This window comes from Caulobacter sp. LjRoot300, from assembly GCF_964253875.1.
GTDB lineage: Bacteria > Pseudomonadota > Alphaproteobacteria > Caulobacterales > Caulobacteraceae > Caulobacter.
Map to the genome: position 1 here is coordinate 336,544 of NZ_CAXUSA020000004.1, position 25,983 is coordinate 362,526.

The window sequence follows — 25,983 nt, forward strand, 5'->3', positions numbered from 1 at the left end:
GTGCCTGGGAACCAGACAGGACGGCTTTCGCGCAGGACGACGCCCAGATGCTGGAGTGCGGCCTGCCTGAAGCGCACCTGGCCCGTCCGCGCCGACTAGGGACCGCCGTCGCGGGAGATCAAGATGAGCTTTAGTCGCTGCACCCTGGCGCTCTGGATGCGCTCGCCCTCCTGCAGACGGGCGATGGCGCGTTCGACGATGAGGGGCAGGCGACGGGTAGCATCCGCCGGCCGTTCGCGTCCGGGAGGCTCGTGTCCGGGAGGCTGGGGCGGCGCCAGCGGCCCCGGCGCCAGCGCCAGACCGTGGCGGTAGTCGCCGGGCAGCCGAGGAACCTCTTCGTCGTCCATCCAGTCGGGCCGCGCCCGGCTGGCGATGGCGCCCTGCACGGCCTGGCGCGACACCTCGGGCCGAACGATTAGCCCCCCTGACGTCGGCGCGCCGAACGGCGGACAGAGGATGGTCGACAGGGGAAAAAAGAGGTCGCGCAGATAGGCGATGCGCTTGAGCCGCGGCCGCTTGGATGCGGCCTTGGCGGCCACCAGGGCCTTGACGATCTGGTTGATCGCCAGCCCGTCGGCCAGCTCGATCCCCGAGATCGCCCCGCTGGATGCGCCGCAGGCGCTCTGCGGGTTGTAGAAGGCGTAGAGCGGGATGGTGGGAACCATCTCCTGGGCCGAGGAGCGCACCAGGGTCGAGGCTTGCTTGCCCTGACCATGCGGGTGGTCGAGCTCCCTGTAGGAACCCCAGTCCCAGGTCTTGGCGTGGGGATACAGGCGCTTGGCCTGGATCCGGTACTGGACAGCGGTCCGGGTCGCGGGCTCGTGGAGGAGAATGTCGAAGTCGCTGCCGGTCTTGGGCTCGGAGGGCACGAGCACGGTGGCGTTGGAGCCGGCGATCTTCAGCAGCGAGGCGATGATGATGTCGCTGACGCTGTCCTCGCGAAAGCGGCGGCCGATCCGGTTTTCCAGGTCCAGGAAGTCGGAGACCATCGCCGGAATCCGCTCGGCCAGATCGCAGGGGGAATCGAAGAGGGGGGCCAGGGTCATGGTCGAAGCCTGACGCGGCGGGGGTCCGTGGCCAATCGAGTCTCTCCGGTTTTGCAACGTTTTCGCGAACCGTGACTATAAACGCAACTTGGGATGCCAGACCGGGGGTGCAAGCGGAGGCGCCGGCTTCGCGGGGACCCGGCTGCAGGCCCCAAAGGGGCCGAAGCTGGGCGGAAGTCGGTCCGCAGCGCGCCCGGGGCGGAGCCCCAAGCCCGCGACCGCGGCAGCGGGCGGCAGCAAGACTTGAAACCGGACGGCCTGTTCCTGGTGAAGGTCCGCGGGCTTTTCCCCCGCTCGACTAGGGCCGCACGGTGGCCCTAGTTGTTGATGCCTGTGGCGCCGCCGGCTGAAAGGGGCGTCATTACGCACGCGAGGTCGGCCCTATCCCTCACCCGCTGATATGCGGCCTTCATGATTGACGACTGCGTTGAGGCTACCCGCCCGGCCGCTTTCCGGATTCTGCCTCCGGGCTGGTCGACCTGGAGCGCCGCGAGCAGTTCGCCGAGGCCGGCGTCCACTTCGAGAGCCGCTATTTCCTGACCTTCGTCTGGCGCCCGCCGGCCGAAGACGCCACGCGGGTCAGCCGCCTGATGATCGAAGGCCGAGCCGAGCGCGGCTTCGACGCCTGGGAGCAGACCGAGAGCTTCGTCCAGCGCACCGATCGGGTGCTGCAACTCGTCGAGGGCTTCATGCCCGAGGCGGCCTGGCTGGGCGACGCCGAGACCCTGTCGTTCCTGCACGGCGCGGCCACAACCACCCGCCAGAGCGTCCGCGTCCCAGAGACGCCGATGCACCTGGACGCCCTGCTGGCCACCGCGCCGTTGTCGGGCGGACTGGAGCCGCGCCTGGGCGATCGGCATCTGCGGGTTCTGACCGTGGTCGGCTTTCCGACCGCGACCTTCCCTGGGGTGCTCGACGACCTCAACCGTCTGGCCTTCGCCTATCGCTGGTCGACCCGGGCGCTGATGCTCGACAAGACCGACGCCATTCGCCTGCTCTCGCGGATCCGCCGCCAGTGGTTCGCCAAGCGCAAGTCGATCGGCGCGATCCTCAAGGAGGTGATGACCAACGAGGCGGCGAGCCTCATCGACTCCGACGCCGCCAACAAGGCCGCCGACGCCGACGCCGCGCTGCAGGACCTCGGCGCCGACGATGTGGCCCAGGCCTTCGTCACCGCCAGCGTCGTCGTCTGGGACGAAGATCCGCGCGTCGCGGCCGAGAAGCTGCGGCTCGTCGAAAAGACCATCCAAGGCCGCGATTTCACGGTCATCCCCGAGACGCTGAACGCGGTCGAGGCCTGGCTCGGCACCCAGCCGGGCCACGTCTACGCCAACGTCCGCCAGCCGCCGATCTCGACGCTGAACCTGGCGCACATGATGCCGCTGTCGGCGGTCTGGGCCGGGCCGTCGCGCGACGAGCATCTGCGCGCCCCGCCGCTCTTCCACGCGCGGACCGCCGGCTCCACGCCGTTCCGCTTCTCGCTGCATGTCGGCGATGTGGGTCACTGCCTGGTGGTGGGGCCGACCGGCGCGGGCAAGTCCGTGCTGCTGGCGATGATGGCGCTGTCGTTCCGCCGCTACGCCGACGCCCAGATCTTCGCCTTCGATTTCGGCGGTTCGATCCGGGCGGCCACCCTGGCCATGGGCGGGACCTTCCACGACCTGGGCGGCGGGCAGGCTCCGTCGCTGCAGCCCTTGGCGCGCATCGACGACCTTGCCGAACGGACCTGGGCGGCCGAGTGGCTCTCGGCGCTGCTGGCTCGCGAGGGCGCGCCGCTCGCCCCCGAAGGGCGCGAACGCCTGTGGTCGGCGCTCGGGGCCCTGGCCACCGCGCCGGTAGATCAGCGCACGATCAGCGGCCTGATCGCCCTTCTCCAGGACGCGTCTCTGAAGCTGGCGCTCAAGCCCTATGCTGTCGGGGGTTCGGCGGGCCGGCTTCTGGACGCCGAGCACGAGACCCTCGCGCCGGCCAGCATCGAAGCGTTCGAGACCGAAGGCTTGGTCGGCGCGCCTGGGGCCGGGGCCGTGCTGGCCTACCTCTTCCACCGCATCGAAGGCCGCCTCGCCGGCCGCCCGACCCTGGTCATCGTCGACGAGGGCTGGCTGGCGCTCGACGATCCGCAGTTCGCCGGCCAACTGCGCGAGTGGCTCAAGACCCTGCGTAAGAAGAACGCGGCAGTCGTCTTCGCCACCCAGTCCCTGGCCGACATCAAGGACAGCCCGATCGCGCCGGCGATCATCGAGAGCTGTCCGACACGGCTGTTCCTACCCAACGCTCGCGCCCTCGAACCGCAGATCGCGGCGATCTACGCCGGCTTTGGTCTCAACGACCGTCAGGTCGAGATCATCGCCCGGGCCACGCCCAAGCGCGACTACTACTGCCAATCGCCAGCTGGAGACCGCCTGTTCGATCTCGGCCTCGGCGAAGTGGCCCTGGCCTTCGCCGCGGCCTCGTCCAAGTCCGACCAAGCCCAGATCGACGCGGTGCTGGCCGCCGCGCCGCGCGACTTCGCCGCGGCCTGGCTGCGCGCGCGCGGCCTGCCCTGGGCCGCCGACCTCCTCCCCACCGTTGATCTGGAGTCCTGACATGACCCCGCGCCTTTCGCGGCGGCGCCTGCTCGCGGCCGCGCCGCTGGTCCTGGCCATTCCGCTAGTCCCCATAGCCGCTCACGCCCAGTGGACCGTCTTCGATCCGTCCAACTACGCGCAGAACCTGCTGACCGCGGCGCGCACCCTCGAGCAGATCAACCACCAGATCACCGCGCTGCAGAACCAGGCCCAGTCGCTGGTCAACGAGGCGCGAAACCTGCAGGGCCTGCCGTTTTCGGCCCTGCAGACCCTGCAGACGCAGCTGGCCCAGACCCGCGCCCTGATCGACCAGGCCAAGGGCGTAGCCCTGCGGGTCAGCGACATCGAGGCGGCGTTCCAAGGCGCCTATCGCCCCGCGGACCTGTCGACCACGGGCCAAGGCCTGGTCGCCGACGCCAAGACCCGCTGGGCCAACAGCGTTGCAGCCTTCCAGGACGCCCTGAAGGTCCAGGCGGGGGTCGTCGGCAACCTCGACGGTTCGCGCAGCGAGCTTGGACAGTTGGTCACCGCCAGCCAGTCGGCCACCGGCGCCCTGCAAGCGGCCCAAGCGGGCAATCAGCTCTTGGCGCTGCAGTCGCAACAGCTGTCAGACCTGCTCGTCCTGCTCGCCGCCCAAGGCCGCGCCCAGACGCTGGAGGCGGCCCAGCGCGCGGCGGCCCAGGATCAGGCGCGCGAGCAGCTTCATCGGTTCCTGACCCCCGGCGCCGGCTACCAGCCCGGCTCGGCCAAGATGTTCAACCAGCCATGAGCGCGCGCCTGGGCTTTCGGCTGGCGGCGGCGGGCTTTGCGCTGTTGGCGATCCTGGTCGCCGCGCTGCAGGCTCGGCGTCCCGCGCCCGTTTCCGCGCCGCCCGCCGCCACGATCCAACAGCCCCGGCCGATCGATGCGCGGCTGGCGCGATGCCAGGCGATCGGCGCGGAGGGCGCGCAAGACCCCGATTGCCTGAAGGCCTGGAACGACGCGCGGACCCGGTTCCTGGGCGTTCGCCGGGCGGGCGGCTGATGGAAGGCCCCGGCGTCGTCGACCGTTTCCTGGGCGTCTTCACCGCCTACATCGACTCCGGCTTTGGTCTGCTGGGCGGCGAGGTGGCGTTCATCGCCACCACCTTGATCGTCATCGACGTCACCCTGGCCGCTCTGTTCTGGAGCCTGGGCGAGGGCGAGGACGTCGTCGCCCGCCTGATCCGCAAGACGCTGTTTATCGGGGCCTTCGCCTACCTAATCGGCAACTGGAACGCTCTGGCGCGGATCATCTTCGAAAGCTTCGCAGGGCTAGGCCTGAAGGCCTCGGGCACGGGCTTCACGGTCGAGGAGCTGCTGCGTCCCGGGCGTGTGGGCCAGGCCGGGATCGATGCCGGCCGGCCACTGCTGGAGAGCATCTCCGGCTTGATGGGCTACGTCGCCTTCTTCGAGAACTTCATCCAGATCGCGGTGCTGCTGATCGCCTGGCTGATCGTGGTCCTCAGCTTCTTCGTTCTGGCCGTGCAGCTCTTTGTGACGCTGATCGAGTTCAAGCTGACGACGCTCTGCGGTTTCGTGCTGATGCCCTGGGGCCTGTTTGGCAAGACGGCGTTCCTGGCCGAGCGGGTGCTGGGCAACGTCGTGGCCTCGGGCGTGAAGGTGATGGTGCTGGCCGTGGTGGTCGGCATCGGCTCGACGCTTTTCTCCCAGTTCACCTCCGGCTTCGCGGGCGCCGATCCGACGATCGAGGAGGCCTTGAGCGTGGTCCTGGCCTCGCTCTGCCTGCTGGGCCTGGGCCTTTTCGCGCCCGGCATCGCTAGCGGTCTCGTCTCCGGCGGCCCGCAACTTTCAGCCGGCGCAGCGGTCGGCAGCGTGGCCGCCGCGGGTGGCGCGCTCGCGGCCGGCGGCGCCCTGGCCGGTTTGGCGGTGGGCGGCGCGGCGGGACTGGCGGCCGGAGCCGCGCGCGGCGCGGCAAGCCTGGCCGGCGCGACGGTCGGGGCGGCCCAGAGCGGCGGGGCGATGGGCGTGGCCAAGGCGGCCGGCGGCGCGGCCGTCAGCCCCCTTCGCCGCATGGCCCAATCCCTGGGTCAGCGGTTCGACTCCGCACGCCAGCACCAAGCTTCCCCCGGCGCCGCCCAGCCCGATCCCCAGCAAGGCGCAACCCCTCCCGCCAGCGCACCGCCGGCCTGGGCCAAGCGCATGGACCAGCGCCAGGCCATCGCCCATGGCGCGGCGAGCGCCGGCCACGCCGCCTCGTCGGGTCCGTCCGGCGGCGGCGCCTCCGTCGACCTTTCCGAGGAGTCCTGATCGATGTTTCGACGGCCCGAGATCCGTTACGGGACGACGCCCGAGTCGGACACGCCCTACCGCCGCGCCGCCCAGGCCTGGGACGATCGCGAAGGACGGCTTGCCGTGACCGGCCGGCGCGCCTGGGCCGTGGCCCTGGTGCAGGGCGGCGTCATCATCGTCCTGGTCGCCGCCTTGATCTGGCAGGGCGCCCGCGGCCACGTCGTGCCCTGGGTTGTCGAGGTCGACCGGTTCGGAGAAGCCCGCACTGTCGGCCCCGCCACGGCGGACTTCACGCCCAGCGATTTCATCATCGCCGCCCGCCTCGAGCGCTTCATCGAGGAGGTGCGCTCGGTGTCATCCGATCCCGTGGTCGTCACCCGCAACTGGCTGTCGGCCTACCAGTTCACGACCGACAAGGGCGCGGCGGCCTTGACCGCCTACGGCAAGACCAACGATCCGCGCGAGCGCGTCGGCAAGGAACAGGTGTCGGTCGACGTCACCAACGTCCTGCGCGCCTCGCCCACCAGCTTCCGGATCGCCTGGATCGAGCGCCACTACCAGGACGGCGCCCTGGCCTCGACCGAGCGCTGGTCGGCGATCCTGACCCTGGTCGATCGCCCGACCAACAAGGTCGAGCGCCTGAAGGCGAACCCGCTGCACCTCTATGTCGACGCGATCGACTGGTCCAAGGAGATGACCCCATGACCCGCTCCGCAAAGGGGGCCGCGGTCGTCGCGGTCCTGTCGCTCGCCGCCGCGACCAGCGCGGCCGCCGCCACGCCCCGTCCCGGTCCGCCCGCGCCGGTCGCCGCGGCCAATGCCGCCGCGCGCGTCCAGCCGCGGCTCGACGCCTTCGTCGGCGCGCTGCAGCGTTTCACCTGGAGCGAGGGCGGGCTCTACCAGATCTACACCGCGCCGGGACGGGTCACCGACATCGTCCTGGAGCCCGGCGAGCAACTGGCAGGTTCGGGACCGATCGCCGCCGGCGACACCGCCCGCTGGGTAATCGGCGACACCTCGAGCGGCGAGGGCGAGGCCCAGCGGGTCCACATCCTGGTCAAGCCGACCCTGCCGGGCCTAGCCACGAATTTGGTGATCAACACCGACCGCCGCACCTACTATGTCGAGCTGCGGGCCGGCGCGGCCACCTACATGGCGTCGGTCGCCTGGACCTATCCCAAGGACGCCCTGATCGCGCTGGCCAAGCCGGCAACGCCGCCAAGGCCCGCGTCCACGACGTCGCCCCCGCCTCAAGCCCCCGCCGATCCAGATTTCTCGCGCCTGAACTTCGACTACCGGGTCTCGGGCGACAAGGTCGGCTGGCGTCCCCAGCAGGTCTATGACGACGGCGCCAAGGTCCACCTGGTCTTCCCGGCCGGCATCACGGCCGGCGAACTGCCGCCGCTCTTCCTGCTCGATTCCGCCGGCAAGGGCGGCCTGGTCAACTACCGCGTCGAGGGGCGCCAGATCATCGTCGATCGCCTGTTCGATCGGGCCGAACTGCGGCTGGGCGACAAGCGCTCGGCCAAACGCGTCAAGATCGAACGGATCGGGACGCGGGCGCCGTGACCAGGTCCGACACCGAGCAGAAAGCCCAAGACGCGGTGCGCCTGCGCGCGCCGCCGCCGAGGGTCGCGCGCCTTTCGCGCGTGGCCATCGCCGGCCTGGCCGGGCTGGGCGCGGCCGGGATCGGCGCCGCCCTCGCCCTGGCCTTCCAGCCCCGCGCGCCCAAGCCGGTCGTCATCAAGACCGACGACACCGACGGCCGGGCGCCTCAGGCGGTGATCGCGGGTCCGCGCACCTATGCCGACGTTCCCAAGCTCGGTCCGCCACTCCCCGGCGATCTCGGCCGGCCAATCCTGTCGGCCCAGGAGCGGGGCAAGGACGTGCCGCCGCCGCCGATCGGCCCAAACCAACCCAATCCGGCCTCCGACGCCCGCCGACAAGCGCTGGCCGCCGCGCGCACCAGCGCCGTGTTCAGTCGTAGCAGCCCAGGCGCCTCGCCGACGGCCACACTGCCGCCGCCCCCCTACCTCGCTCCGCCAGAATCCGCCCCGCCCCTTCCGCCCACCGCGCCGCAAGCCGACGTCACCGACAGCCGCCAAGCCTTCCTGGGCAAAAGCACGCCGCCGACCACCAGCGCCTTCCGTCCCGCACCGCCGTCCGGGCGCCAAGTGCTTCTGGCTCAGACCATCATCCCCGCCGCGCTGATTACCGCGATCAGCTCCGACCTTCCGGGTCCGGTTTCGGCCCAGGTGACGCGCAACGTCTATGACAGCCTGACGGGCCGCGCCGTGCTGATCCCGCAGGGCTCCAAACTGATCGGCGCCTATGACAGCCAGGTCGCCTTTGGCCAAAGGCGGGTGCTGCTGGCCTGGGATCGGGTGATCTTCCCGGACGGTCGGTCGCTGCAGCTCGATCACCTGGTCGGGGCCGACGCTGCCGGTCGATCGGGCCTGACCGACAAGACCGATGCGCACTGGGGGGCGATGACAAGGGCCGCGCTCCTGTCCAGCGTCCTGGGCGTCGGCGCGGCGGTGGGTTCGGACGACGACAGCGACATCGCCCGAGCTCTGCGCCAAGGCGTGCAGGACACCGTCAACCAGACCGGCCAACAGGTGGTGCGCAAGCAGCTCGACGTCCAGCCGACCCTGAGCCTGCGGGCGGGCCTGCCTGTGACCATCCTGGTGACGCGCGATATCGTCTTCGACGACTAGGTGGTCCCCGCCAGCAAGGCCATCAAACGACGGAGAATCGGCTTCTCCGGCCGTCGGCCCAGGACGGCGTCGAAGGCCAGGAAAGCCCTGGCCAACTGGCGGTAGACGACGCCAGTGACCCTGGCGGCGTCGCCCTCGTTGACCAAGCCAAGACCTTGGCCCAACGCCACCAGGCGCGCGACGCTGGCTGGACAGGACGCTTGCCCCATGGACGCCGCAGCGCCGGCCCCGAGACGTCGCGCGGCTAGGTCACAGACGACCTCGGCGATCGGTCGGCCGACCAGCAAGCGACGATCGGCGAGGTCCGACCAAGCCAGGGAAGGCGTGTCGGCCAGATAATCATCGGCCGGGACGGCGATCATGACGCGCTCGCGCCAGGCCGGTGTCGAGATCAGGGCGCGCGGCTCGGTCAGCAGGAAGCCGATGTCCAGTCGACCGTGGCTCAGCGCTAGGCCAAGGCCGCGAGCATCACCCTCGACAAGGTCGATCTCCAGGCCCGGCGCGACCTCCATCAGACGATGAAGAAGGTTCTGCATCTGGCCGCCGCCCAGGCCGGCCAGGACACCGATGCGCAGGACGCCGTGATCGCCGCGGCCGGCCTCGGCGGCGCGATCGATGGCGAGATCCAATTCGCCGACGGCGCCCTGCGCCCCGCGCACAAAGTCTTCACCGGCCGGCGTCAGCCGTACGCCCTGAGGACCGCGCTCAAAGATCGGAGCACCGAGCCGGTCTTCCAGCTCCTGGATTCGCCGCGACACCGCCGATTGCTGGACGCCCAGGTGACGCCCGGCGCGACGGAACCCGCCGTGCTCGGCCGCGGCCAGGATGTAACGCAGGTGGTGAAGGCCAAGGCCCGCCCGAGCGCTCGCCTGGCCCAGGTCGGCGACAGCAAGATCCGGCGAGATCGACAGCACGGACAGCCTGGGCGACGCGGCCCCGTCGGCCGCACGCCAGCAAACCGCGCCACCCCGCGCCGAGCCACTCTATAGAGTGAATATAGACAGAATATTCGCAGGCCGGACGCAACGAACGGTGGCGCCGGCGCCACCTGACGCCCTAGACTCCACACCTCATCGCCGACTGACGACGGACCCATGAAGACCTCGCTCGACCATCTGCCAGCCGCCAAGCGCAAGGAACTGAACCTCGTGGTCGACGTGCTGCGAGACGGTTTCGCCGAGGCGCTGAGCCGTCGGACCATGCCGCGGTTCAGGAATGGCAAGCTGCTGAAGATCATCCTGTTCGGTAGCTATGCGCGCGGCGATTGGGTCGAGGACCCCAAGGGCCGCTACTTCTCGGACTTCGATATCCTGGTGGTGGTCAACCACGACGACCTGACCGACCTTGAAGAATTCTGGCACGGTCCCGACCAGACCTTCCTGAGCGAGTACGCCTCGGGCGAGCGCCTGCGCACTCAGCCCAACTTCGTCGTCCATAGCCTCGACGACGTGAACGAGCAGCTGCGGCTCGGCCGCTACTTCTTTACTGACATCCTGAGAGACGGGATCACGCTTTTCGAAGAAGACGGCTTTCCGTTCGCCACGCCCGAGGCGCTATCGCCGCAGGACGCCTACGGGGAGACCAAGGCATACTTCAATGAATGGCATGCGAGCGCCGCTGGGTTCCTCGATACTGCCCGTTATGTCCGCCGCCAGGGCCGACCTAAAGAAGCTGCCTTTCAGCTTCACCAAGCAGCTGAGCGTTCGTATCACGGCCTGATCCTGGCCTTGACGCTTTACAGCGCCAAGACCCATCGGCTGAACCTGCTGCGCGACCGGGCCGAGTCCTTGGACAACCGCCTTCTTGGCGTGTGGCCTCGGGCCAACAAGTTCGAGCGCCAGGGCTTCGACTTAATCCGCCGCGCCTATGTCGAGGCACGTTATTCGAAAGCCTACGAGATTTCCGACGACCACCTCGCGTGGCTCGAGGAACGGGTCGCGGGACTACAGACCCTGGTGGAGACCGTCGCGTTAGAGCGAATCGCATCGCTTCGCGACGCCGCAGCATAGCAACCAGCGCCGATGTCCACTCCAAGCAGGCCAATCTTTGCGATCTTCGAGGGCGGCGCCAGAGGCGCTCCTCACATCGGCGCCCTGCGCGCGAACGTGCTCGATGGCCGATAAGGAGCGCTGGTGGTCACGCTTGGCCGAGGAGCGATTTTGGCTTGAGTCGACCGATCGAGAAGATTTGGGCGTCGATCTTCGCGCGCCTCTGCATGACGAAGCTGGAAGAGATAACTGGCGTTACACGCTTTTCTTGGAAGCCAGAGTCGGCGATGTTGTCTTTCACTATGACAAACGCGCGGCGGCGATTACCAGCGCCTCACGTATCGCCGCGCCAGCCGTCCCAGCGCCGATTGTTTGGGCCGCGCGCGGGAGCTATGCACGAACTCGTGGCGCTGAGCCATCTGAGCTAGCTGGCTACCGCTTGGCCTTGAGTGATCACCACCAATTGAGCGCCCCGCTAACCTTGGAGACCCTGCGCCGCGATCGCGAGCAACTTCAGGCAATTTATGATGCCATGGTGCCGCACAGTGTCTCAAAATACTTCCCCTTCGAACTCTCGAGTCGCCCGGTTCGACCGCTACAAGGGTACGCATTCAAACTTCCGTCCGCCTTCGTGGAGACTTTTCTGCCGTTATGGGACGATGAGGAAAATCCCCAAAGGTCAGCTCGATTTGTCGAACAGCAGGCCAAGCAGGTGGACACGGCGCCGGAAGTCCTGCGCTTAGAGACGGGACGAGAGCTCACGGATAGAAGGTGGACAAAGGCGACAACCCACGCCCGCACCTTCGCCGTGCAGCTACGTCATGCGGAAATTCAGCGTCGGCTGAAGTCCGAGCTGCTGGCGGAGGGGTGTATCGACGTGCTCCTGGAGCCAATGATCGGATCGCGGATGATCGATGTCGTCGCCATTCACGATGACGCGATGTGGTTTTACGAGGTTAAGACGAACTGTTCCGATCGAGCTTGCCTCCGAGACGCGATCGGACAGCTTCTGGAATACGCTCTGTGGCCAGGCGCGACGCGTCCTGAACGACTCGTGGTGGTGGGTGAACCGCCTCTCACAGCGAATGGAAAGGCCTATTTGGCGACGCTGAATGCGGCGTTCCCAGTCCCGATCGGCTACAGGCAGCTGCTCCTCAGTTAATCGACTGGTTTAGCAGAAGATATTGGGGATCAGTGGGTTTGCGTCGCCGCCATGCGGAACGGTATCCAACGCATCGATCCCATCGCAGAGCGTTCTGAAATAGGGTGCCCAATAACGCTGCATCGGCGCTTTGCGCAGATGCTTGTAACTTGCGTCCATGTCCCTCAGGACGCCCCAGGCGCCGCCGCAGTAATGCGCGAGAACAAAGTCGATCGCCAGGATGCCATCAAGGGGCGCCACTGGCATGCGCGGCGTCTCCGGCATGAAGACCCCGCGAATAAGATGATCGAGATCGTCGAGGCGCTCGCCCCCGACTTGGAAGTGAAAGCGTGGATGCACGGCATGGCTGACCGTATCCATAAAAAGGTGCGTATCCAGATGCCAAGCGGACCGGACAGTGTGGGCATCGCCATCCACGACGAGGCTGGCATCGAATGAAAAGTCGGTGTCTAGACGGCGAAGATGAGTAAACGCCGCACCAACGCTGGCCTGGTCAGGCGGGACATATTCCTCCACACGCACCGTCAACGATCCGGTCACGCTTTCCATGGTCGCTCCGCGCGGACGACAATGTCGCTGAGGCTCCAAAGCGATCTTTAGGTCGGAAATCTCGTAGCCCCAATAGGTGCGCCCGACGTCCGGCAGGTCGCCGCGCACCGTGCGAATGCCGCCCAGACACTGCTGGGCCGCCTCGCGCACCGGGCCCGCATCGGCGGTGAAGCTGTGGTCTTCCAAGAGTCCAGCGATGTCGAAGAGCTCGCCGGCTCTAGCGTGTCGATGGGCATCGAGCGCTTCACGTAGCTCTGGCGTCATTAGCGTTCGGTCGCCTTGAGCAGCAAGGCCAGCCGGCTGCGTTCGGTGGCGCCCAACCGCGGATTGCTAGGGTCGCGCATGGCTTCCTCCTGACAGAGGTACTCGGCGTCCTGCCAGGATTCCAAACCGTAGACGGGCAGAAGCGCAAATCCGTACGAGGGGTCCACCGGTCGTGCCGACCGGCTGCACCGATGCCAATATCGCAGCCCTGGGCTAAGCGCGTCTTCAGCCAGCGGGATGAGATCGGTCAGGTTCAGGGCAGCCGATAGAGCCTGGACGCGTTCGGGAGTGCTCAACTTACCAGGCGGAGCGTCAGCGATCTTTTCCTGCCACCAATCCATCACGCTGACGTGCCACCATCGCTTGTAGCCGAGCGAAAACGGCCCGGCGTAAACGGCGTCGTTAAGCTGCGCCTTCAGGCGCTCCCAGTCGGGGGATTCGCTGTCCACGCCCAAGCGCACAGCCAAAAGCGCTTCATCAATGAGAGGGCCAGATCGAGCCAAAAGCTTGCTAGTGAAATAGCGTGCCACGACATGAGCCGGAGCCCCCGTCCGGCGCAGCCCCAGTAGGGAGCGCGGGTCCAATCGGGTGAGAAACGCCGACGACCGGTTGAGAAGGGCAGCGATCGCCTCGTCGGAAGCCTCCTCTTTGGTCATACGGACAATCGCCGGATAATCCTGGGCGAGGCTTAGGGCCTTGTCTGCAGCACCGTCGGCGTCATCGATCAGAGCGCCCTTGTCGATCATTTCATCGAAGAGATCATCGCTCGTCGGGTCCTCGTTGACGTACTCGCGGATCACATCCTTCTTCGAAAAGCGGATAATCGGGAACTCGCCGAGCATCGCCGAGCCGGTCGCCCGCCCGCGCGTTTGCAAGGTCCGTATTTGCTGGGCCAGGGCGATGCCGTCAAAGCCGACGTGCTGCTTGTCCTCGGTCAGCGCGTTCGTTAGAGCGACGTCGAGCAATAGACCGTCGGGCTTGGCCCTAGCGATCGCTTCCAGCGTCTTTGGCAGGATGTCTGGCCGCATGGGCGTGATCATGAGCGCCGGTCGCGCCGTCATCAGCGCGTCGGCGTAGATTTCCGCGTCAGCAGCGGAGCCGGCGTCGTCGTCGATGAACAGGTAGGTCGGCATTAGGCGGACGGCTCCGGGGTCTTTTCAGCGTCAACGATGACGCGGATCGTCGTCTGATAGCCCGGCGCGGGATCAATCACCATGACCGAGCCACCTGCAGCGCGCGCGATGTCGGCGACGATTTTCAGGCCAAGACCCGTTCCCAAAGCCTGGGCGGCTTCTGAGGCACGAACCGGCGCTGCGCCGCTCGTGGTGAAGAACGCTTCGAAGATCTGACTGCGATTCTCGGCTGGGATGCCGTCCCCATTGTCGCTGAAGTCGAGATAGACCTTTCCGGATTCAATCCGGCCCATCGAAATCTGAAAGCGGCCCTGACGGCTAACGCGATCAGCAGCCTTGACGGCGTTAGTCAGGAGGTTGAGAAGGATCGACGACCATTCTGACGGATGCATCTGAACAGTACGGACATTGTATTGCTCAGGCGCGATCACCTCGAGCGCCAAACCCCGGCGGGTGAACATGACCGCGAGATCCTCGGCGAAGCTGCGGGAGAACGCATAGAGGTCAATCGACTGTAGTTCTCGGCTGGCGTTGCTCGTCGTCATGCTACCGAAGTGCGCTGTGTAGGCGCGCACTTGCCGGAACTGGTTTCGGAAGCGATCCAACCCCTTGGAGAACGCGTCCGACCCCGGTTCGGCTCGGCTCAAGGCGTTGAGGTTCAATTCCATTGTTTCCGCCAACGCCGAAAAATCATGCGTGAACTCGGCGATCGTTAGGCCCATGCTGGCCAGGATCCGCATCATGTTCAGCTCTTCGACGAGCGCGTCGCGTTCTCGCGCGCGCTCGGCAGTGATCCGGGCCGCTGCGCTCAAGCGTTCGGTGACCGCGATCAGTTGTTCCTGCCGCTCAGGCGGCAGGCCCGCAATGTCATCCTCAAGATCGCTAAGCAGGCTCTCGGTGGACTCGATCGCGGCTTCGACGTCCTTGGCGGCTTGCTCACCGCTCTTCTCCTCGCGGACCTCCGGCTTGTTGCGCCCCAAACCACGCTTGGCCTCTATACGCCGAACGGCTGAGAGCAGCACGCTATAGGTGATCTGGCGGACCTCCTCGAAAGCGGCTGTCTCGATCAGACCTTCGCGCGATGACGTCTCCTCGAACCGCTCGCCCGCCGGGTCGCGAACCGCGACAAAGCCCATGAAAGTCTTGCTGTTCCAGGGCGCGTAGATCTGGGTGTTCTTGACGTCCAAGCCCAACCAATCGTCGTGCCGCTCTCCATAAGGCGGCACGCGATAGCCGTTTCGATAAAGCCGGATCCCGCCGTGCTCATTGAGAACCTTCTTGATGAAGGCGGTCGAATGGCCAAGAAAGTCCCGCTGCTGGATATAGTACCAGGCCTTCAGACGCACATCGCGAGCGTTCGGCAGCGGTCGAACAACGTTGCGATCCAAGCCAATGGGTTGGTCAACGACCGAAATATCCAGCTTCGCGCAGGTCATCGACCAGGTCGCCACGCCTTCGTGGTCGATCCGCGCCTCGATGATCGCCAGCGCCTGATCGAGGATCTCGGTGTCGGCGTTGGCGATGTTCTCCGCCTTCAGGTGCTCGCCGGCGCGATTGAGACGCACCTCGAAGCCCGGATCAGCTTCACCGCTTTGTATTTCGGCATCGTCGAACACCGGCTGCAGTAGGCTGGACAGATAGCGGTACACCCGCTTGAGGTCAGCGTCGCTCCATCCGTCCTTCAACCCATCGATGCTGAGCCTTGTGCCATGCTCACGCTCCTTGGGGCTGGTCTCGATACGGTTGCCGATGAGACCGATATCTTCGCCCTGGGCGAAGGCGTTCCAGTCGATCGTCACCGTCCAGCCGTGGTCCTCGTCTTCAGTCTGGGTGACAATGGTTAGCCTACGCCCCAGTCGTTCGGTAGCGAAGCGGCCAATCCCCTTCTTACCGGCGCGCGAGCGACCAAACCGGGGTGACAGCGGGTTGCGCACCTTTGTGTCGCTGGCCAAGCGCATGAAGCCATTGGCCAGATCGGCGCGGCTCATGCCGGCGCCGTCGTCGACGATCTGAAACGCGTAGCTGTCCTCGCCGGTCTGAATGAGGTCGACCGTGCAGAACGTGGCGTCGGCGTCATAGGCGTTCTTCACCAACTCGCCGAGCGCGGTTTCCTGCTTGGCGACCAGTTCGCGCCCCAAACGGCGCACCATAGCAGCGTCGGTCGTGAACCGGACTACACCTGGCTCTTCTTGGGAGATTTGGCCGGCCAAGCGCAGGATCGCCTGGAAATCGACGTCGTCGCCCTCGAGCGCCTCGGTGAGCTGCGCCTTCAACTTCTCGAGCGTCTCTTGTTCGGCCATATCCCCCCGCGATCGGCTTGGCGCGTCGGCGCCCTCGCCCACCCAACGTATATCAAGCGCTGTCTAAACCTATCGTACGGCTAACCCTAGATGGAAAGGCGTGACGACCACGTCCGCGTGGTCAGCGGGCAAGGAGCGGGGTGGCCTCGGCGACCTGATCGTGCTAGAGCCAGTGACGCCTGATGCACGGAGATGGCGACCCTGACGGTTGCGCGGGGTCCGTTCCCTGTTTAACCCATCCCGTCGCCTTTGATCGAACCTCATGCTCGTACCGATTTACCCTCCTCTCGATGGCCGAACGGCCGAACGTTTTCCAATCTTTGCCCGCACGCTCTCCAGCGCCCAATCACGCGGGGATCGTGAGGGCATCACCGCCATCCTGCAGACGGAAATCGACTGGCTGGGCCAGGCACGCGAGCTTGGCGACCAAGCTCTCGTCTACGAAGCCTGCGTCCGCGTCTTGGCCGATCTGGCCCGGTTGCGCTGGCGCGTCGTCGAGGAGGGCTACGGCTTTTTCCTCGAAAACCCCAAGGAAGCCCGCGGCGGGCGCCCGACCGATGAGCTGATCGCCAGCAAGATCGCTCTGCGCGAAGAACTGCGTCCCGTCGTCGATGAACAGCAATCCCACCCGGCGGTGAAGGATTTCCTGCGCAGGATGACCGCCGGCACGCGGGACAAAAAGAGCATCAGCGTGGTGACCGCTGACCCCGAGGAACTGCGCGAACGGCTGAAGCCGGCTTTGGCGCTGCACGGGGAGCCTCGGATCGAGGCGCTCCGTACAGCGGTGCGGCCATACCTGCAGCGTGCGACGGATGAGATTGACCCCTATACGGGCCATCCATTGCGGGACCTTTGGCGGTACTTCCGCTTTAGCTGGTCGATCCCGCAAACGCCGGTGCCTGGGCGGCAGCTCCTCTATCTTGTCCGTGACGCCGCCCATCCCGCTCATGCCGTCATGGGCATCGCTTCGCTCAACAACTGCCCGCTCGAGATGGGCGAGGTGCGCGAAACCTTCATCGGTTGGCACCGGCGAGCAGTCACTGAACGGATTCTCTCGGCGCGCCTCGTCGGTGCCACTGCGCTCGAAGCCGAATTCGCCTGGCTGATGGAGCGGATCGAAGTCTCGATGGGCGAGGTCGAGTGGACCAATCTCGTCAGCGCCGAGGAGGTCGCCAATCCGACCGAGGAGGCGATCGCGCGGCTCATCCGTCGTGGCCAGGACTTCGCGCGCCGGCGCGAGCAGCTGCTCAAGGAAATCGCCTTGGGTGAACGCGACGCTTTTGATGCTGACGCCTGGGAGCTTGAAGGCGCGCCCCCGGTCGAGGACGACGTGCTGCGCCTCGAAGCCAAGGCGTCGAGCAACGAGCGGATGCACGCGGCGCGAAAGCAGCTGGTAGCCAAAAAGCGGGCCTATGCGCTCGGGCGCCTTTTCCAGGCCAAGCGCATCCTCAATCTGCGACGCGCGGAAATGACCGATCCTGCACGGGTGCTGGCCGCTCTTGAATTGGACGAGGTCAAAAGCGCACTGAACATCGTGCTCGAGGCGCTGAAGGCCCGTCGGGCCGGCGCGAACATGCTGGAGATCACCACTTGCGGCGCCGTCGCGCCATACGGTCCGCTGCTGGGCGGTAAGCTCGTGGCTCTGATGATGCTGAGCCCGCAGGTGGGCGCCGACTACCGCGCCGCCTACGAGGCGCCGTCGATCATCTCATCCCAAATGCGCAATCAGCCCGTCATTCGGGATAACGCCCTGGTCTATCTGGGCACCACGAGCCTTTATGTGCACGGCTCTAGCCAATACAATCGCCTGAAGTTGCCAGCGGGTATCTTGGCGGAGGATCAGGAAACCCTGCGCTACGAGCCGATCGGTGAGACGTCCGGCTTTGGAACCGTGCAGTTTTCACCGGAGACTAGCCGAGCGCTAGATGAGCTGCTTTCGGTGCACCGCGAGTACAAGGACGTGAACAGCGTGTTCGGCGAGGGCACCTCGCCGAAGTTGCGCAAACTCAAGGCCGGCATGCGCTTGATCGGCTTTGACCCCGACCGCTTCCTGCGCCACCAGCAAAAACGCCTGATCTACGCCGCGCCTCTGGCCCGTTCCTCTCGCGATTGGCTGCTGGAGCGCACCACCGCTCTGCCCGATTATCTGGCCAATCCCAAGGCACACGTCGACGCCAGCGAGCGGATCGCTGAATTCTGGCGAACACGCTGGCTTGCGAACCGGCTTGACGGTCAATATGGCTCCGACGGAGTCATGCCTCCAAAAGTTGCGGAGGTTGTCGGCGAGGACAAGAGGGCGCTGGTTTGAGCAAGCAGGGGGAGGCGGACCAACCGGTCCGAGTGGAATCGCCCTTGGCGCTTTGGCGCACCTTAGCGCGAGCTGGCCCCAAGGCGACGGCGGAAAACCTAAACTCTCAAGAACTGGACCGCATGCACGTGGCCACCAGTCTGGATAGCTTTGTCGCCGACCAAGTTTCGCGCGGGGTGAGCGTCGTCCTGACCGGCAACGCCGGCGACGGCAAAACGCACATGCTGCGACAGGCCAAGCAGCAATTGATCGACGCCGGCGCGGACGTGCTAGAGGACGCGACCGCGGCCATGCGTGGTGGCGATCCAAAGCCGGTGCTGGACCGTTGGGCGCGAGCCGCTGAGAAGGGCCAACCCTTCTGCGTGGCGATCAACGAATACCCCCTCTACCAGCTTCGCAACGCCGCGCCGCAATTTGCCCCCTTGGCCGAGGTCTGGCGTCAGTGCCGGCACCGGTTGGCCTATGGCGCCGCAGACGGCACCGAAGACGCTCAGGAGAAAGTCCTCGTCATCGACCTGAGCCTGCGCAACCCCTTGGCGCCGTCATTCTTCGACGCGGTGCTAGCCGGGCTGCTGGACGACCCCGCTCTTCGCCACGCCATCACCGCGGAACCGGAAACGATCCTCGCGCGCAATGCGCTCAAGCTCAGCGACGATCGCACGCGACAGCGTCTGCGAAGCCTACTTGAACGACTGATCGCCCTGGGTGGGCGCGCGACGGTCCGCGAGGTATGGATCCTGGTGGCGCGCATGCTACTTAGCCTCGATGACGGCTACGACTACCGGAGAACCTCTTGGTATTCTGAGGCGCTGTTCAACGACGATCCGCGCTTCCCCCTGTCGGCACTGATGCGCTCGGTCGATCCGGCGCAGTGTAGTCACCCACGCTGGGACGCCGCTCTGGAGACGAGGGCCCCAAGCCTTCGCGAAGGTTGGCGCTTTTCGGAGCCGTCCATCCCGCCACATCCGCATCTCGCCGGCGGCGACTTCGCCGCGCTCAAGCGCGCGTTCTATTTCGAACATGCCCAGGGCGAACAGGCCTTGAGCCTGATTGATCCCGAAGCCGAACAATTTCGCGCGCTTCTTAACGAACCGCGCGAAAGCACCGAGGTGGTTGCGCGCCTCGTTGACGCGATCAACGCCGCCTATTGCCCCGCCCCGTTCACCGGACGGGAACATCACCTGTACCTCTGGGCTGGCCACAGATTTCATGAGCAGCCGACACGCTCGTTCGTCGCCGTGGATCGGGTCGGAATCGAGGAATTGGTACTGGAGCGCCCACGACTGCCTCGGCGGCTCGAGGGGGCGTTTGACTACCACGGCGATCACCTCATGCTCATCGCGCCGGGGCACGGCGGGGCTCGCCTACGGATCGACTACCCCTTGTTCCGCACATTGCGCCGGCTGGGACGTGGCCTTCCGCGCAAATTGGTCCCCGAACGCGAGATCCACCGATTGGACGCTTTTCTCGAGCTGCTAGGAGCAACGCGCCAGGGTGATCGAGCGACGGTTTGGTCGGTGCACCTGGAGAATCTGCAAGTCATCAAGGTCGGCTTGAGCGCCGACGGGCGTCGTTATGAATCGGTTCGTCTCAATGCCTGAGCCCCGTAGCCAACAAGAGCGGTACGAAACCGCCGCCGCTGAACGGCGTATTCACGGCCTAGCCCTCGGCTATCAGCCGATGCGCATGAAACCCGTGCATTTCGCCACCAGTTTCCTCCTAGCCTTAACCGGCAAGTATTCTAAGTTGGAGTTGCTCAATAAGGCTGCTGTGCCGAGGATTTCGCCAAAGCCTCGCGCCCGCGTTGTTGACGAGTACGTCGCCGAAGCACTCTTGCCGAAGTTGCGCGACCTCGGAAAATTATCGGCGGACATCGACCCCGCTTCTTTCCGAGCCTTGCGCGCCCATCTGAACGCCGCGTTCAACAATGACGGCGCCGCGCTCATACCGGCGTTCGCCCCTCATAGCCCGTTCAGCTCGGACTATTCGGCTCCTTCGGTCCGCTACATCGCCAACCAGTCTAAGAACCACGGGCACTCGGGCGCTTTCGTCATGCGCGTGCTGCAAGCGTCCGCCGAGGGTCAGAGTGTGATCGAGGCGTGCCGCGCCCTCGTGGCACTACCGCCGCCGCCGCTCGAAACCCTGGGTCGCCCTCTCCTAGACGATCATCAGCTAGACTGGGTCGACGACTACGATCAGCGCTTTGGCGTTTTGGACGCTACACGCGCAGCCGACATCGCCTCTCTCATGGCACCGCAGACTCGCGCCCTGGGCCGCCTGCTCGAAAACCTCCTGCAGGACCGTTCGGTCTATGCGCTGCGCTACATGATCATTGGGCTGTGCAGCTGGCTCTTTGTTTACATGATGCGGCGCCAGGACGGTTCACCGTTGTTGCTGCTGGACGCGCTGGATGGTGCTAACGGGCGTATCCGCACCCAGAGCCGCGCTTCGTACGCCCGTCAGCTAGATCGCTTTTCTCGCAGCTACGATCTTTGGCGCGACGCCGAAGGCGCCGATGTTTCTGATGCTCAGTGGGCCGCATTCGCCCAGTCCAGCGAAGCGCGTCAGACCCTAGAGGATCATTTTCGTGATCTGGGCGTGCGGGTCGGCTTCATCCAGCCGCGAGCCCCGTCAGCTAAGCGCAAGCATGCTGAAATTCAGGCTGACACCCTACGCGTGCTGGCTTTGAGCTTGCTTGGCAAAGACGAGGTGATGACGGTGGTGGATTTCGCGCGCCGGCTGCGCGAGGTCTGGTGCCTGAGTTCTGGCGCCGCGCCGGAGGACGTGAACCTGCTTCACGCGCAAGGTTTCGCCCCGCTCGATTCCGACGAAGACCTTGAGCCCAATGGAGCAGCCTTCCGCGACCTCTTAATTAGGCTTGGTCTCGCCGTTGAACCTTCCGATGGATTGACCCTGTGCGCCCTGCGCGCTGAGGAACTGATTTAATGGCGCTGTCCGCCAGCCAATATGTGGCCGAAGGCCTGGTCGCGTGGATCCGCCACGATCTAACTCGGGAAAACGACTTCGCGCGCGAGGGCCTACCCCAGTGCGACCCAATCCACTTCCTGGAAGCGTTCGCCAGCAGCGATGTCCTGCGTGAGGCGGGTTTTTCAATCGCTCTGGTGGGCTTTGGCGCGAAAGAAGCCGAGCTCGCCGACGCTGCAGCCAAGCTCAAGCTTGGGCCTGTTACGACGGATCTGCATCTCGCGACGGATTGGCGAAATCGACGCGCGGAGCATCCGCGTATCATCGCGCTCGCCCAGGGATACAATCCCAGCGTTCACGGCCTAAACTTCTTCGCCCGCGCCTCGTCTTCGAGTCTAGCTCAGCACCTTTTACGGTGGGCCAGGTCGCGCTCGCCGTTCAACGACACGCCGATGCAGGAACAGCTTGTCTCGGCCTTGGCCGACGCAGCGGCTCTGAAGGGCCTGCGGTCGCTCGAAAGTGTGGCCCGCTTCCTTCAAGCCTGGACGGATGCCGCCTCGGGCGACGCGGACCCTCGTATTGCTTTGCCAGCGCTGGGTCTATTGCCTGATCCTCGGCTGTTCGAGGCGCAAGAACTCGCAAAACGACTGCAGCTCAACCTCTCGATTCGCGAGGCGGTCACGGTCTTGACCCCCGGCGAAATTCGTCAACGGCGCATACGCGCCGCGCGCTATGTGTCGGTCGAGCGCCGAGAAGCCTTAGAAGAGGCCTTGGCAAGTCTCGATGCATTCCGAGCTGGATCGCTGACGGCGCTCACGCTTGAGGATGCCGAACGACTGGTTCGCCCGCCGGCAGACGACGCCGCGCCGAACCCTCCCCCAGAGCCAGACACCCCTGAGGCGCCCGGAGCTCCGGCAGAAGAGCGCGGCGTTGATCTCCACGGAGAGGAACTCGACGCGCTGCTGAATGGCCGTTCGCAAGATCTCGAGAAGATTGGCGAGGCCCTCGATCGAGCCTGGGCTGAGTTTGACCAGACCAAAGACCGTCTAGCCGCGACGGCGGAAACCAGCCGAGGCGCTATTTCGATCGACGTGCCGGTCGACGCTAAACTGCTCGACTGGGTCAGCGCGTTTAGTTCCAAGGATGGTTTTGGCGGGTTGATCGAGACCGACGTCCTCGACCTGAACCAGGCGCTTTCGCGTTACGCCGAGTTCGATCCGATCTTTGTGCAGATCGACCAGATTTGGCGTCATGATGGACAGGTGTTCTCGCTTGAGCGGCTCCTTGAGGGCTGGGACGCGGCGGCGAAATCCACCCAGGGTCCGAGCCTAAGTGAGATCTGGAGCGACATGAGCGCGCAACGTGCGCAGCTGGCGGCGTACGTGCGCCCTCTGGTCGTGCATCCTCGTGAGTTTCTCGACACCCACCCCCAGATCAAGGCGCTCTGTGCATCCTATCTGGGTTCAGCACAGAAGCTCTATGCGAGCGTTCAACAACACTATGCTGTTGTTAGCGACCACTCCACAGCGTGGGCGCAGGCGACACTCGACGCGCTTTTGTCTCTTGATCTCCTGCAGGTGCGCATCCGGCACGACGCTAAAACCGTCAGCTCCAAAGTGGTCATGCTCCCGCTGCACCCTTTGCATCTCTGGCGCCATCAGCGCATCGGGGACTTACTTCGGAACCTGACTGAAGGCCAACCCATCATAGAGGCGGACCGGCAAGCACTGCTTGTGGAGCTGCGCCGGCCCGACCAGTTCCTCAGCGTGGTGCGCGCCGGATTGACGCCCGATGGGCGGGGGCTGGATCAACTCCTGCCTGTGGCCAACCACATGCATGGACTGGCGACCTTCGAGAACCTGCACAACGCGGTGAGCAGCGCCGATGGGGTCGAGTCCTTCGTGAAGGCGCTCGATCATTATGTTCTGCTTTACCCCAATCATCCGCGACCGCTGCGTGTCGCGCTGATCAACCCGCCCGAACCAACCCGTATCCTTGAACGCATTGTCAAACTACTGGACGAGCGCCGTGGAGCTGACGTTCTGCCGCGGATCGAAGTCGACGTCTTCGCAACCGCCGCTCACCGCGACCGGCTGCTTTCAGCGGCCATCCTCGAGGGCGAAGCGCAGGATCTAATTTATGAGAAGGTTGCTGCAGGCCGGCTGGAAATCCGCGTATCGGCCAAGCCGGCGGAGTCGCTAGAACAGCTGGTCGACGAGGGCTTAGATGGCCGCACGTTCCATGTCGCGGCGCTGTTCGACGAGTCTTCGATCGAGATCCGCAAACGCCGGATCGAGGGCCTTTTGCCCATGAGCCCATTCTGCGTTCGTAACGAGATCGCAGTGGATGGCCTGCTGGGTCAGATCAGCCTCAAACCTCATCCCGGTGAACCGCCATTCTCTGATTTTGTGCTGATGATCCACGCCCGCCAGGGCGAGCTGCGCGACAATGCGATGTATGCCTCCGCCGACGCCGACCGCCTGCGCGGGGTTGTTGATCGGTTGGTCCTTGGCGAGGACGCCGCGACGCGATGGCTGCTCGTGGCGGATCGGGCCTTGCCCCGGGAAGCGGGTATGAAGTCCGTACGACTGCTGGAACGGCGCGAGGGGGATCGACAGATCTTGCTCGCCGCCGGCGACTATGAGCGCCTGGCCAGCCTGATGAAAATCGCGTTCCAGAACTGCAACCTCAAAGTCAGCGGGCCCAGCCTGCCAGAAGTATTGCGACAAGGCGCCAATCTGATCGGCGGAGGTCTTTTGGATCTCGTCAAAAAGCAGAGCGGCCAAACAGACAACAACAAGGTCATCGGTTTCGTCGGCATGCTGCTGGCGGCGCGTGACGCGCGCCGATCTGACAGCGACTGCATCGTCGCGGCGGTGGACAGTCCAATTGCGCGCCTTTGGCTACGGCTTGGCCCGCGCCAGCTCAATGAACGGTGCGATCTCCTTCTCCTGCGCCGAGATGATGACGGCGCTTTCCGCATTACGGTCGTCGAGGTGAAAACCACCCTCGACCCGAGCTTGCCCGAGGAGGCCGAGCGCATTGAGCGCGCTGCTCAGCAGCTCACCGGTACAGCGGCGGTCATTCAAAGCGCCCTTAACGGTGAGGGCGTTTTCTCACCGCCCCGCTTGGAAATGCTGAAAGAGGTCCTGGTGCGCGCGGTGTCGACGCGGTGGGGCACCGACGAAGAGGATGCTGACTCCCGCCGGCGCTGGGGCCCCTGGCTGCGCGACCTCTTCAATGAGACTGATGCGCGGCCAATGATCCGGGTTGATGGGGAGGTTGTTCTCGTCAAACTGCGCTCCAGTGACGAAGCGACGAAGCGCGCCCTATCACACCAGTCGCTGCCGATTATGCTTCGAACCATCACCGAGCCGCTCGCCGAGTCCCTGCTTGGCGTGACGCGAGACAGCGGCGCGTTCGCACCGGCCGAGGAGCCGACTGCAAACGCTCCGGTGCGCGCTGCTTTCAAGGCGACATCGGCGCCGCCCCCAGAGCCAGTCGCATCCAAGACTGTACTGTCGGACGCGGCCGATCGCGATCCGATGGCCATTGCGTCGCAGCCGGACCTTGAGCCAGAGGCGAGCGAGGGCAATTCGGCGCCGCTGCGAGAACCAACGGCACGGGTGGCGACGCCGCCTACCGCTTCAGATGCCGCAAACCCTGCGTCGAAGGGAACCTGGCCGCCGCCCCTGAACGCTCTAGGCATGATCGGACAGTACGAAGCCGCGCGAGAACTGGCCGATCTAGCCCGTAAGGCTCAGGGCTGGAGTGAGCGTTACCCAGACAAGCTATTGGTCGGCCCAGCGGGGGTGGGCAAAAGCACCTTGGCGCGCCGGATCGGCGAGCAACTCCTTGGCCTGGACCCGATCTTGTTCAACGGCGCGGACCTGCGTCGCCCTGACATGATCGTCGACCGTCTGGTTGAGCTGGGCAAGGCCCCGGAAGACGCCACGGGCGTCGTCGTCGTTGCACCTTGCCTGATGTTCATCGACGAGGTGCACGCGATCGCGCCCTCGGTGGCGACCGCTCTGCTGAGCGCCTTGGATGATCGACGCACCACGACAGTTGGAAATGTCGTCTACAGCTTCGACCAGGTCGTGTTTCTTCTGGCTACGACGGACCCGGGACGTTTGACCGAGGCTTTCCTCAGCCGCCCGACCCGCACCACTTTGCGATCCTACACGCTCGAGGAAACCGCCGGCATCGTGTGGTTTCACGCGCGCGAGAAGCTGGACGGCGCCAATCTGGCGCGCGAGACCTGCCTGGAAATCGCGGCGCGGATGCAGTGCAGTCCGCGCCCCAGCGTCAATATTTTGGACCCTCTGGTGGCTCACTTCTATGCCATTGCCGAAGGCGATCTCGGCGGAGCCATACCCACGCGGACTCAAGTCGCTGCGCGCATGACCGTCAGCGCGGTGGGTCGTTGGTTCAATGAAGCCCAGCAGATTGATGCCAATGGTCTTGGCGGTCTCCATCGCGACTACCTGAACGTCCTATCCAATCGCGGGGCCGCCTCGGAAGAAGACATTCGCAGAGCTTTGGGAGTTTCAAATCGAGGAGACTTCGTCGAGCTCTCCGAATACCTTACCCGGCTAGGACTTGTGCGGATCGGCCCTGGCGGACGCATGTTGACGAGCGAAGGTCGCCGCTATCTAGCCGAGGACGGCGCCATGGACCTGCGGTCTAAAATATCCCGCCGTTCAGCCTGATCGGCCAGCCACAGGCGTCTGACCGGGGCAGCGAGATCGGACT

17 protein-coding genes and 2 pseudogenes are annotated in these 25,983 nt (G+C 65.4%); 13 read left to right on the forward strand and 6 right to left on the reverse strand.

Features of this window, described 5'->3' with window-relative positions:
• Positions 1-95: 95 nt before the first annotated feature.
• Positions 96-1,046, reverse strand: coding sequence for a DUF6615 family protein (locus ACSQ2G_RS16030; RefSeq protein ID WP_436032501.1), 951 nt, complete (start codon positions 1,044-1,046; stop codon positions 96-98).
• Between the two features lie 434 nt (positions 1,047-1,480).
• Between ACSQ2G_RS16030 and trbE the strand changes: the two are divergent.
• The 7 genes and pseudogenes from trbE to ACSQ2G_RS16065 form a co-directional block, all read left to right on the forward strand.
• Positions 1,481-3,631, forward strand: a pseudogene (gene trbE, locus ACSQ2G_RS16035) (conjugal transfer protein TrbE); the annotation flags it as partial.
• 1 nt (position 3,632) lies between these two features.
• A complete protein-coding gene (gene trbJ, locus ACSQ2G_RS16040; RefSeq protein WP_436032503.1) occupies positions 3,633-4,382 on the forward strand; it encodes a P-type conjugative transfer protein TrbJ in 750 nt (249 codons plus the stop codon).
• Positions 4,379-4,636, forward strand: a complete 258-nt coding sequence (gene trbK-alt, locus ACSQ2G_RS16045; protein ID WP_436032505.1) for a putative entry exclusion protein TrbK-alt — start codon at positions 4,379-4,381, stop codon at positions 4,634-4,636. The genes trbJ and trbK-alt overlap by 4 nt, the downstream gene beginning before the upstream one ends.
• Positions 4,636-5,901 carry a P-type conjugative transfer protein TrbL gene (trbL, locus tag ACSQ2G_RS16050; RefSeq protein WP_436032507.1) on the forward strand — a complete coding sequence of 422 codons (1,266 nt, stop codon included), beginning with the start codon at positions 4,636-4,638 and terminating at the stop codon, positions 5,899-5,901. The genes trbK-alt and trbL overlap by 1 nt, the downstream gene beginning before the upstream one ends.
• A gap of 3 nt (positions 5,902-5,904) precedes the next feature.
• Positions 5,905-6,588 (forward strand): conjugal transfer protein TrbF, encoded by a 684-nt coding sequence (gene trbF, locus ACSQ2G_RS16055; RefSeq protein ID WP_436032509.1) that lies wholly within the window; start codon positions 5,905-5,907, stop codon positions 6,586-6,588.
• Positions 6,585-7,451, forward strand: coding sequence for a P-type conjugative transfer protein TrbG (gene trbG / locus ACSQ2G_RS16060; protein ID WP_436032511.1), 867 nt, complete (start codon positions 6,585-6,587; stop codon positions 7,449-7,451). Before trbF ends, trbG begins: the two co-directional genes overlap by 4 nt.
• A complete protein-coding gene (locus ACSQ2G_RS16065) occupies positions 7,448-8,599 on the forward strand; it encodes a TrbI/VirB10 family protein (RefSeq protein WP_436032513.1) in 1,152 nt (383 codons plus the stop codon). Before trbG ends, ACSQ2G_RS16065 begins: the two co-directional genes overlap by 4 nt.
• Here ACSQ2G_RS16065 and ACSQ2G_RS16070 read toward each other — a convergent pair.
• On the reverse strand, positions 8,596-9,135 hold the full coding sequence (locus ACSQ2G_RS16070; RefSeq protein WP_436032900.1) for a LysR substrate-binding domain-containing protein: 540 nt from the start codon (positions 9,133-9,135) through the stop codon (positions 8,596-8,598). The genes ACSQ2G_RS16065 and ACSQ2G_RS16070 overlap by 4 nt on opposite strands.
• A gap of 189 nt (positions 9,136-9,324) precedes the next feature.
• Positions 9,325-9,513 (reverse strand): annotated as a pseudogene (locus ACSQ2G_RS16075) (helix-turn-helix domain-containing protein); the annotation flags it as partial.
• A gap of 180 nt (positions 9,514-9,693) precedes the next feature.
• On the opposite strand from ACSQ2G_RS16075, the gene ACSQ2G_RS16080 reads away from it, so the two are divergent.
• Positions 9,694-10,608, forward strand: a complete 915-nt coding sequence (locus tag ACSQ2G_RS16080) for a HEPN domain-containing protein (RefSeq protein WP_436032515.1) — start codon at positions 9,694-9,696, stop codon at positions 10,606-10,608.
• A gap of 103 nt (positions 10,609-10,711) precedes the next feature.
• Positions 10,712-11,749 (forward strand): hypothetical protein, encoded by a 1,038-nt coding sequence (locus ACSQ2G_RS16085; RefSeq protein ID WP_436032517.1) that lies wholly within the window; start codon positions 10,712-10,714, stop codon positions 11,747-11,749.
• A 9-nt stretch (positions 11,750-11,758) separates the two neighbouring features.
• Here ACSQ2G_RS16085 and ACSQ2G_RS16090 read toward each other — a convergent pair whose 3' ends face one another.
• The 3 genes from ACSQ2G_RS16090 to ACSQ2G_RS16100 are packed head-to-tail and all read right to left on the reverse strand — an operon-like array spanning position 11,759 to position 15,995.
• The gene (locus ACSQ2G_RS16090) at positions 11,759-12,562 is read right to left on the reverse strand and encodes a hypothetical protein (protein ID WP_436032519.1); all 804 of its coding nucleotides are present in this window, start codon (positions 12,560-12,562) and stop codon (positions 11,759-11,761) included.
• Positions 12,562-13,695 carry a hypothetical protein gene (locus tag ACSQ2G_RS16095; RefSeq protein ID WP_436032521.1) on the reverse strand — a complete coding sequence of 378 codons (1,134 nt, stop codon included), beginning with the start codon at positions 13,693-13,695 and terminating at the stop codon, positions 12,562-12,564. Before ACSQ2G_RS16095 ends, ACSQ2G_RS16090 begins: the two co-directional genes overlap by 1 nt.
• Positions 13,695-15,995: a sensor histidine kinase gene (locus tag ACSQ2G_RS16100; RefSeq protein WP_436032523.1), complete on the reverse strand. Its 2,301-nt coding sequence runs from the start codon at positions 15,993-15,995 to the stop codon at positions 13,695-13,697. The genes ACSQ2G_RS16095 and ACSQ2G_RS16100 overlap by 1 nt, the downstream gene beginning before the upstream one ends.
• 262 nt (positions 15,996-16,257) lie before the next feature.
• On the opposite strand from ACSQ2G_RS16100, the gene ACSQ2G_RS16105 reads away from it, so the two are divergent.
• The 4 genes from ACSQ2G_RS16105 to ACSQ2G_RS16120 all read left to right on the forward strand — a co-directional run bounded on the left by ACSQ2G_RS16105 (position 16,258) and on the right by ACSQ2G_RS16120 (position 25,940).
• Positions 16,258-18,303, forward strand: a complete 2,046-nt coding sequence (locus ACSQ2G_RS16105) for a Druantia anti-phage system protein DruA (protein ID WP_436032525.1) — start codon at positions 16,258-16,260, stop codon at positions 18,301-18,303.
• A gap of 122 nt (positions 18,304-18,425) precedes the next feature.
• A complete protein-coding gene (locus ACSQ2G_RS16110) occupies positions 18,426-19,904 on the forward strand; it encodes a hypothetical protein (RefSeq protein ID WP_436032527.1) in 1,479 nt (492 codons plus the stop codon).
• A complete protein-coding gene (locus ACSQ2G_RS16115) occupies positions 19,897-21,249 on the forward strand; it encodes a hypothetical protein (RefSeq protein WP_436032529.1) in 1,353 nt (450 codons plus the stop codon). The genes ACSQ2G_RS16110 and ACSQ2G_RS16115 overlap by 8 nt, the downstream gene beginning before the upstream one ends.
• Positions 21,249-25,940: an AAA family ATPase gene (locus ACSQ2G_RS16120; RefSeq protein WP_436032531.1), complete on the forward strand. Its 4,692-nt coding sequence runs from the start codon at positions 21,249-21,251 to the stop codon at positions 25,938-25,940. Before ACSQ2G_RS16115 ends, ACSQ2G_RS16120 begins: the two co-directional genes overlap by 1 nt.
• The last annotated feature ends 43 nt before the right edge of the window (positions 25,941-25,983 follow it).

Coding starts and splice junctions, on each gene's coding strand:
- ACSQ2G_RS16110 (WP_436032527.1), top strand. CDS start 18,426: ATGCACGTGGCCACCAGTCTGGATAGCTTTGTCGCCGACCAAGTTTCG.
- ACSQ2G_RS16080 (WP_436032515.1), top strand. CDS start 9,694: ATGAAGACCTCGCTCGACCATCTGCCAGCCGCCAAGCGCAAGGAACTG.
- ACSQ2G_RS16120 (WP_436032531.1), top strand. CDS start 21,249: ATGGCGCTGTCCGCCAGCCAATATGTGGCCGAAGGCCTGGTCGCGTGG.
- ACSQ2G_RS16085 (WP_436032517.1), top strand. CDS start 10,712: ATGGCCGATAAGGAGCGCTGGTGGTCACGCTTGGCCGAGGAGCGATTT.
- ACSQ2G_RS16100 (WP_436032523.1), bottom strand. CDS start 15,995: ATGGCCGAACAAGAGACGCTCGAGAAGTTGAAGGCGCAGCTCACCGAG.
- ACSQ2G_RS16090 (WP_436032519.1), bottom strand. CDS start 12,562: ATGACGCCAGAGCTACGTGAAGCGCTCGATGCCCATCGACACGCTAGA.
- trbJ (WP_436032503.1), top strand. CDS start 3,633: ATGACCCCGCGCCTTTCGCGGCGGCGCCTGCTCGCGGCCGCGCCGCTG.
- ACSQ2G_RS16095 (WP_436032521.1), bottom strand. CDS start 13,695: ATGCCGACCTACCTGTTCATCGACGACGACGCCGGCTCCGCTGCTGAC.
- ACSQ2G_RS16105 (WP_436032525.1), top strand. CDS start 16,258: ATGCTCGTACCGATTTACCCTCCTCTCGATGGCCGAACGGCCGAACGT.
- trbF (WP_436032509.1), top strand. CDS start 5,905: ATGTTTCGACGGCCCGAGATCCGTTACGGGACGACGCCCGAGTCGGAC.
- trbK-alt (WP_436032505.1), top strand. CDS start 4,379: ATGAGCGCGCGCCTGGGCTTTCGGCTGGCGGCGGCGGGCTTTGCGCTG.
- ACSQ2G_RS16070 (WP_436032900.1), bottom strand. CDS start 9,135: ATGCAGAACCTTCTTCATCGTCTGATGGAGGTCGCGCCGGGCCTGGAG.
- ACSQ2G_RS16115 (WP_436032529.1), top strand. CDS start 19,897: ATGCCTGAGCCCCGTAGCCAACAAGAGCGGTACGAAACCGCCGCCGCT.
- trbG (WP_436032511.1), top strand. CDS start 6,585: ATGACCCGCTCCGCAAAGGGGGCCGCGGTCGTCGCGGTCCTGTCGCTC.
- ACSQ2G_RS16030 (WP_436032501.1), bottom strand. CDS start 1,046: ATGACCCTGGCCCCCCTCTTCGATTCCCCCTGCGATCTGGCCGAGCGG.
- trbL (WP_436032507.1), top strand. CDS start 4,636: ATGGAAGGCCCCGGCGTCGTCGACCGTTTCCTGGGCGTCTTCACCGCC.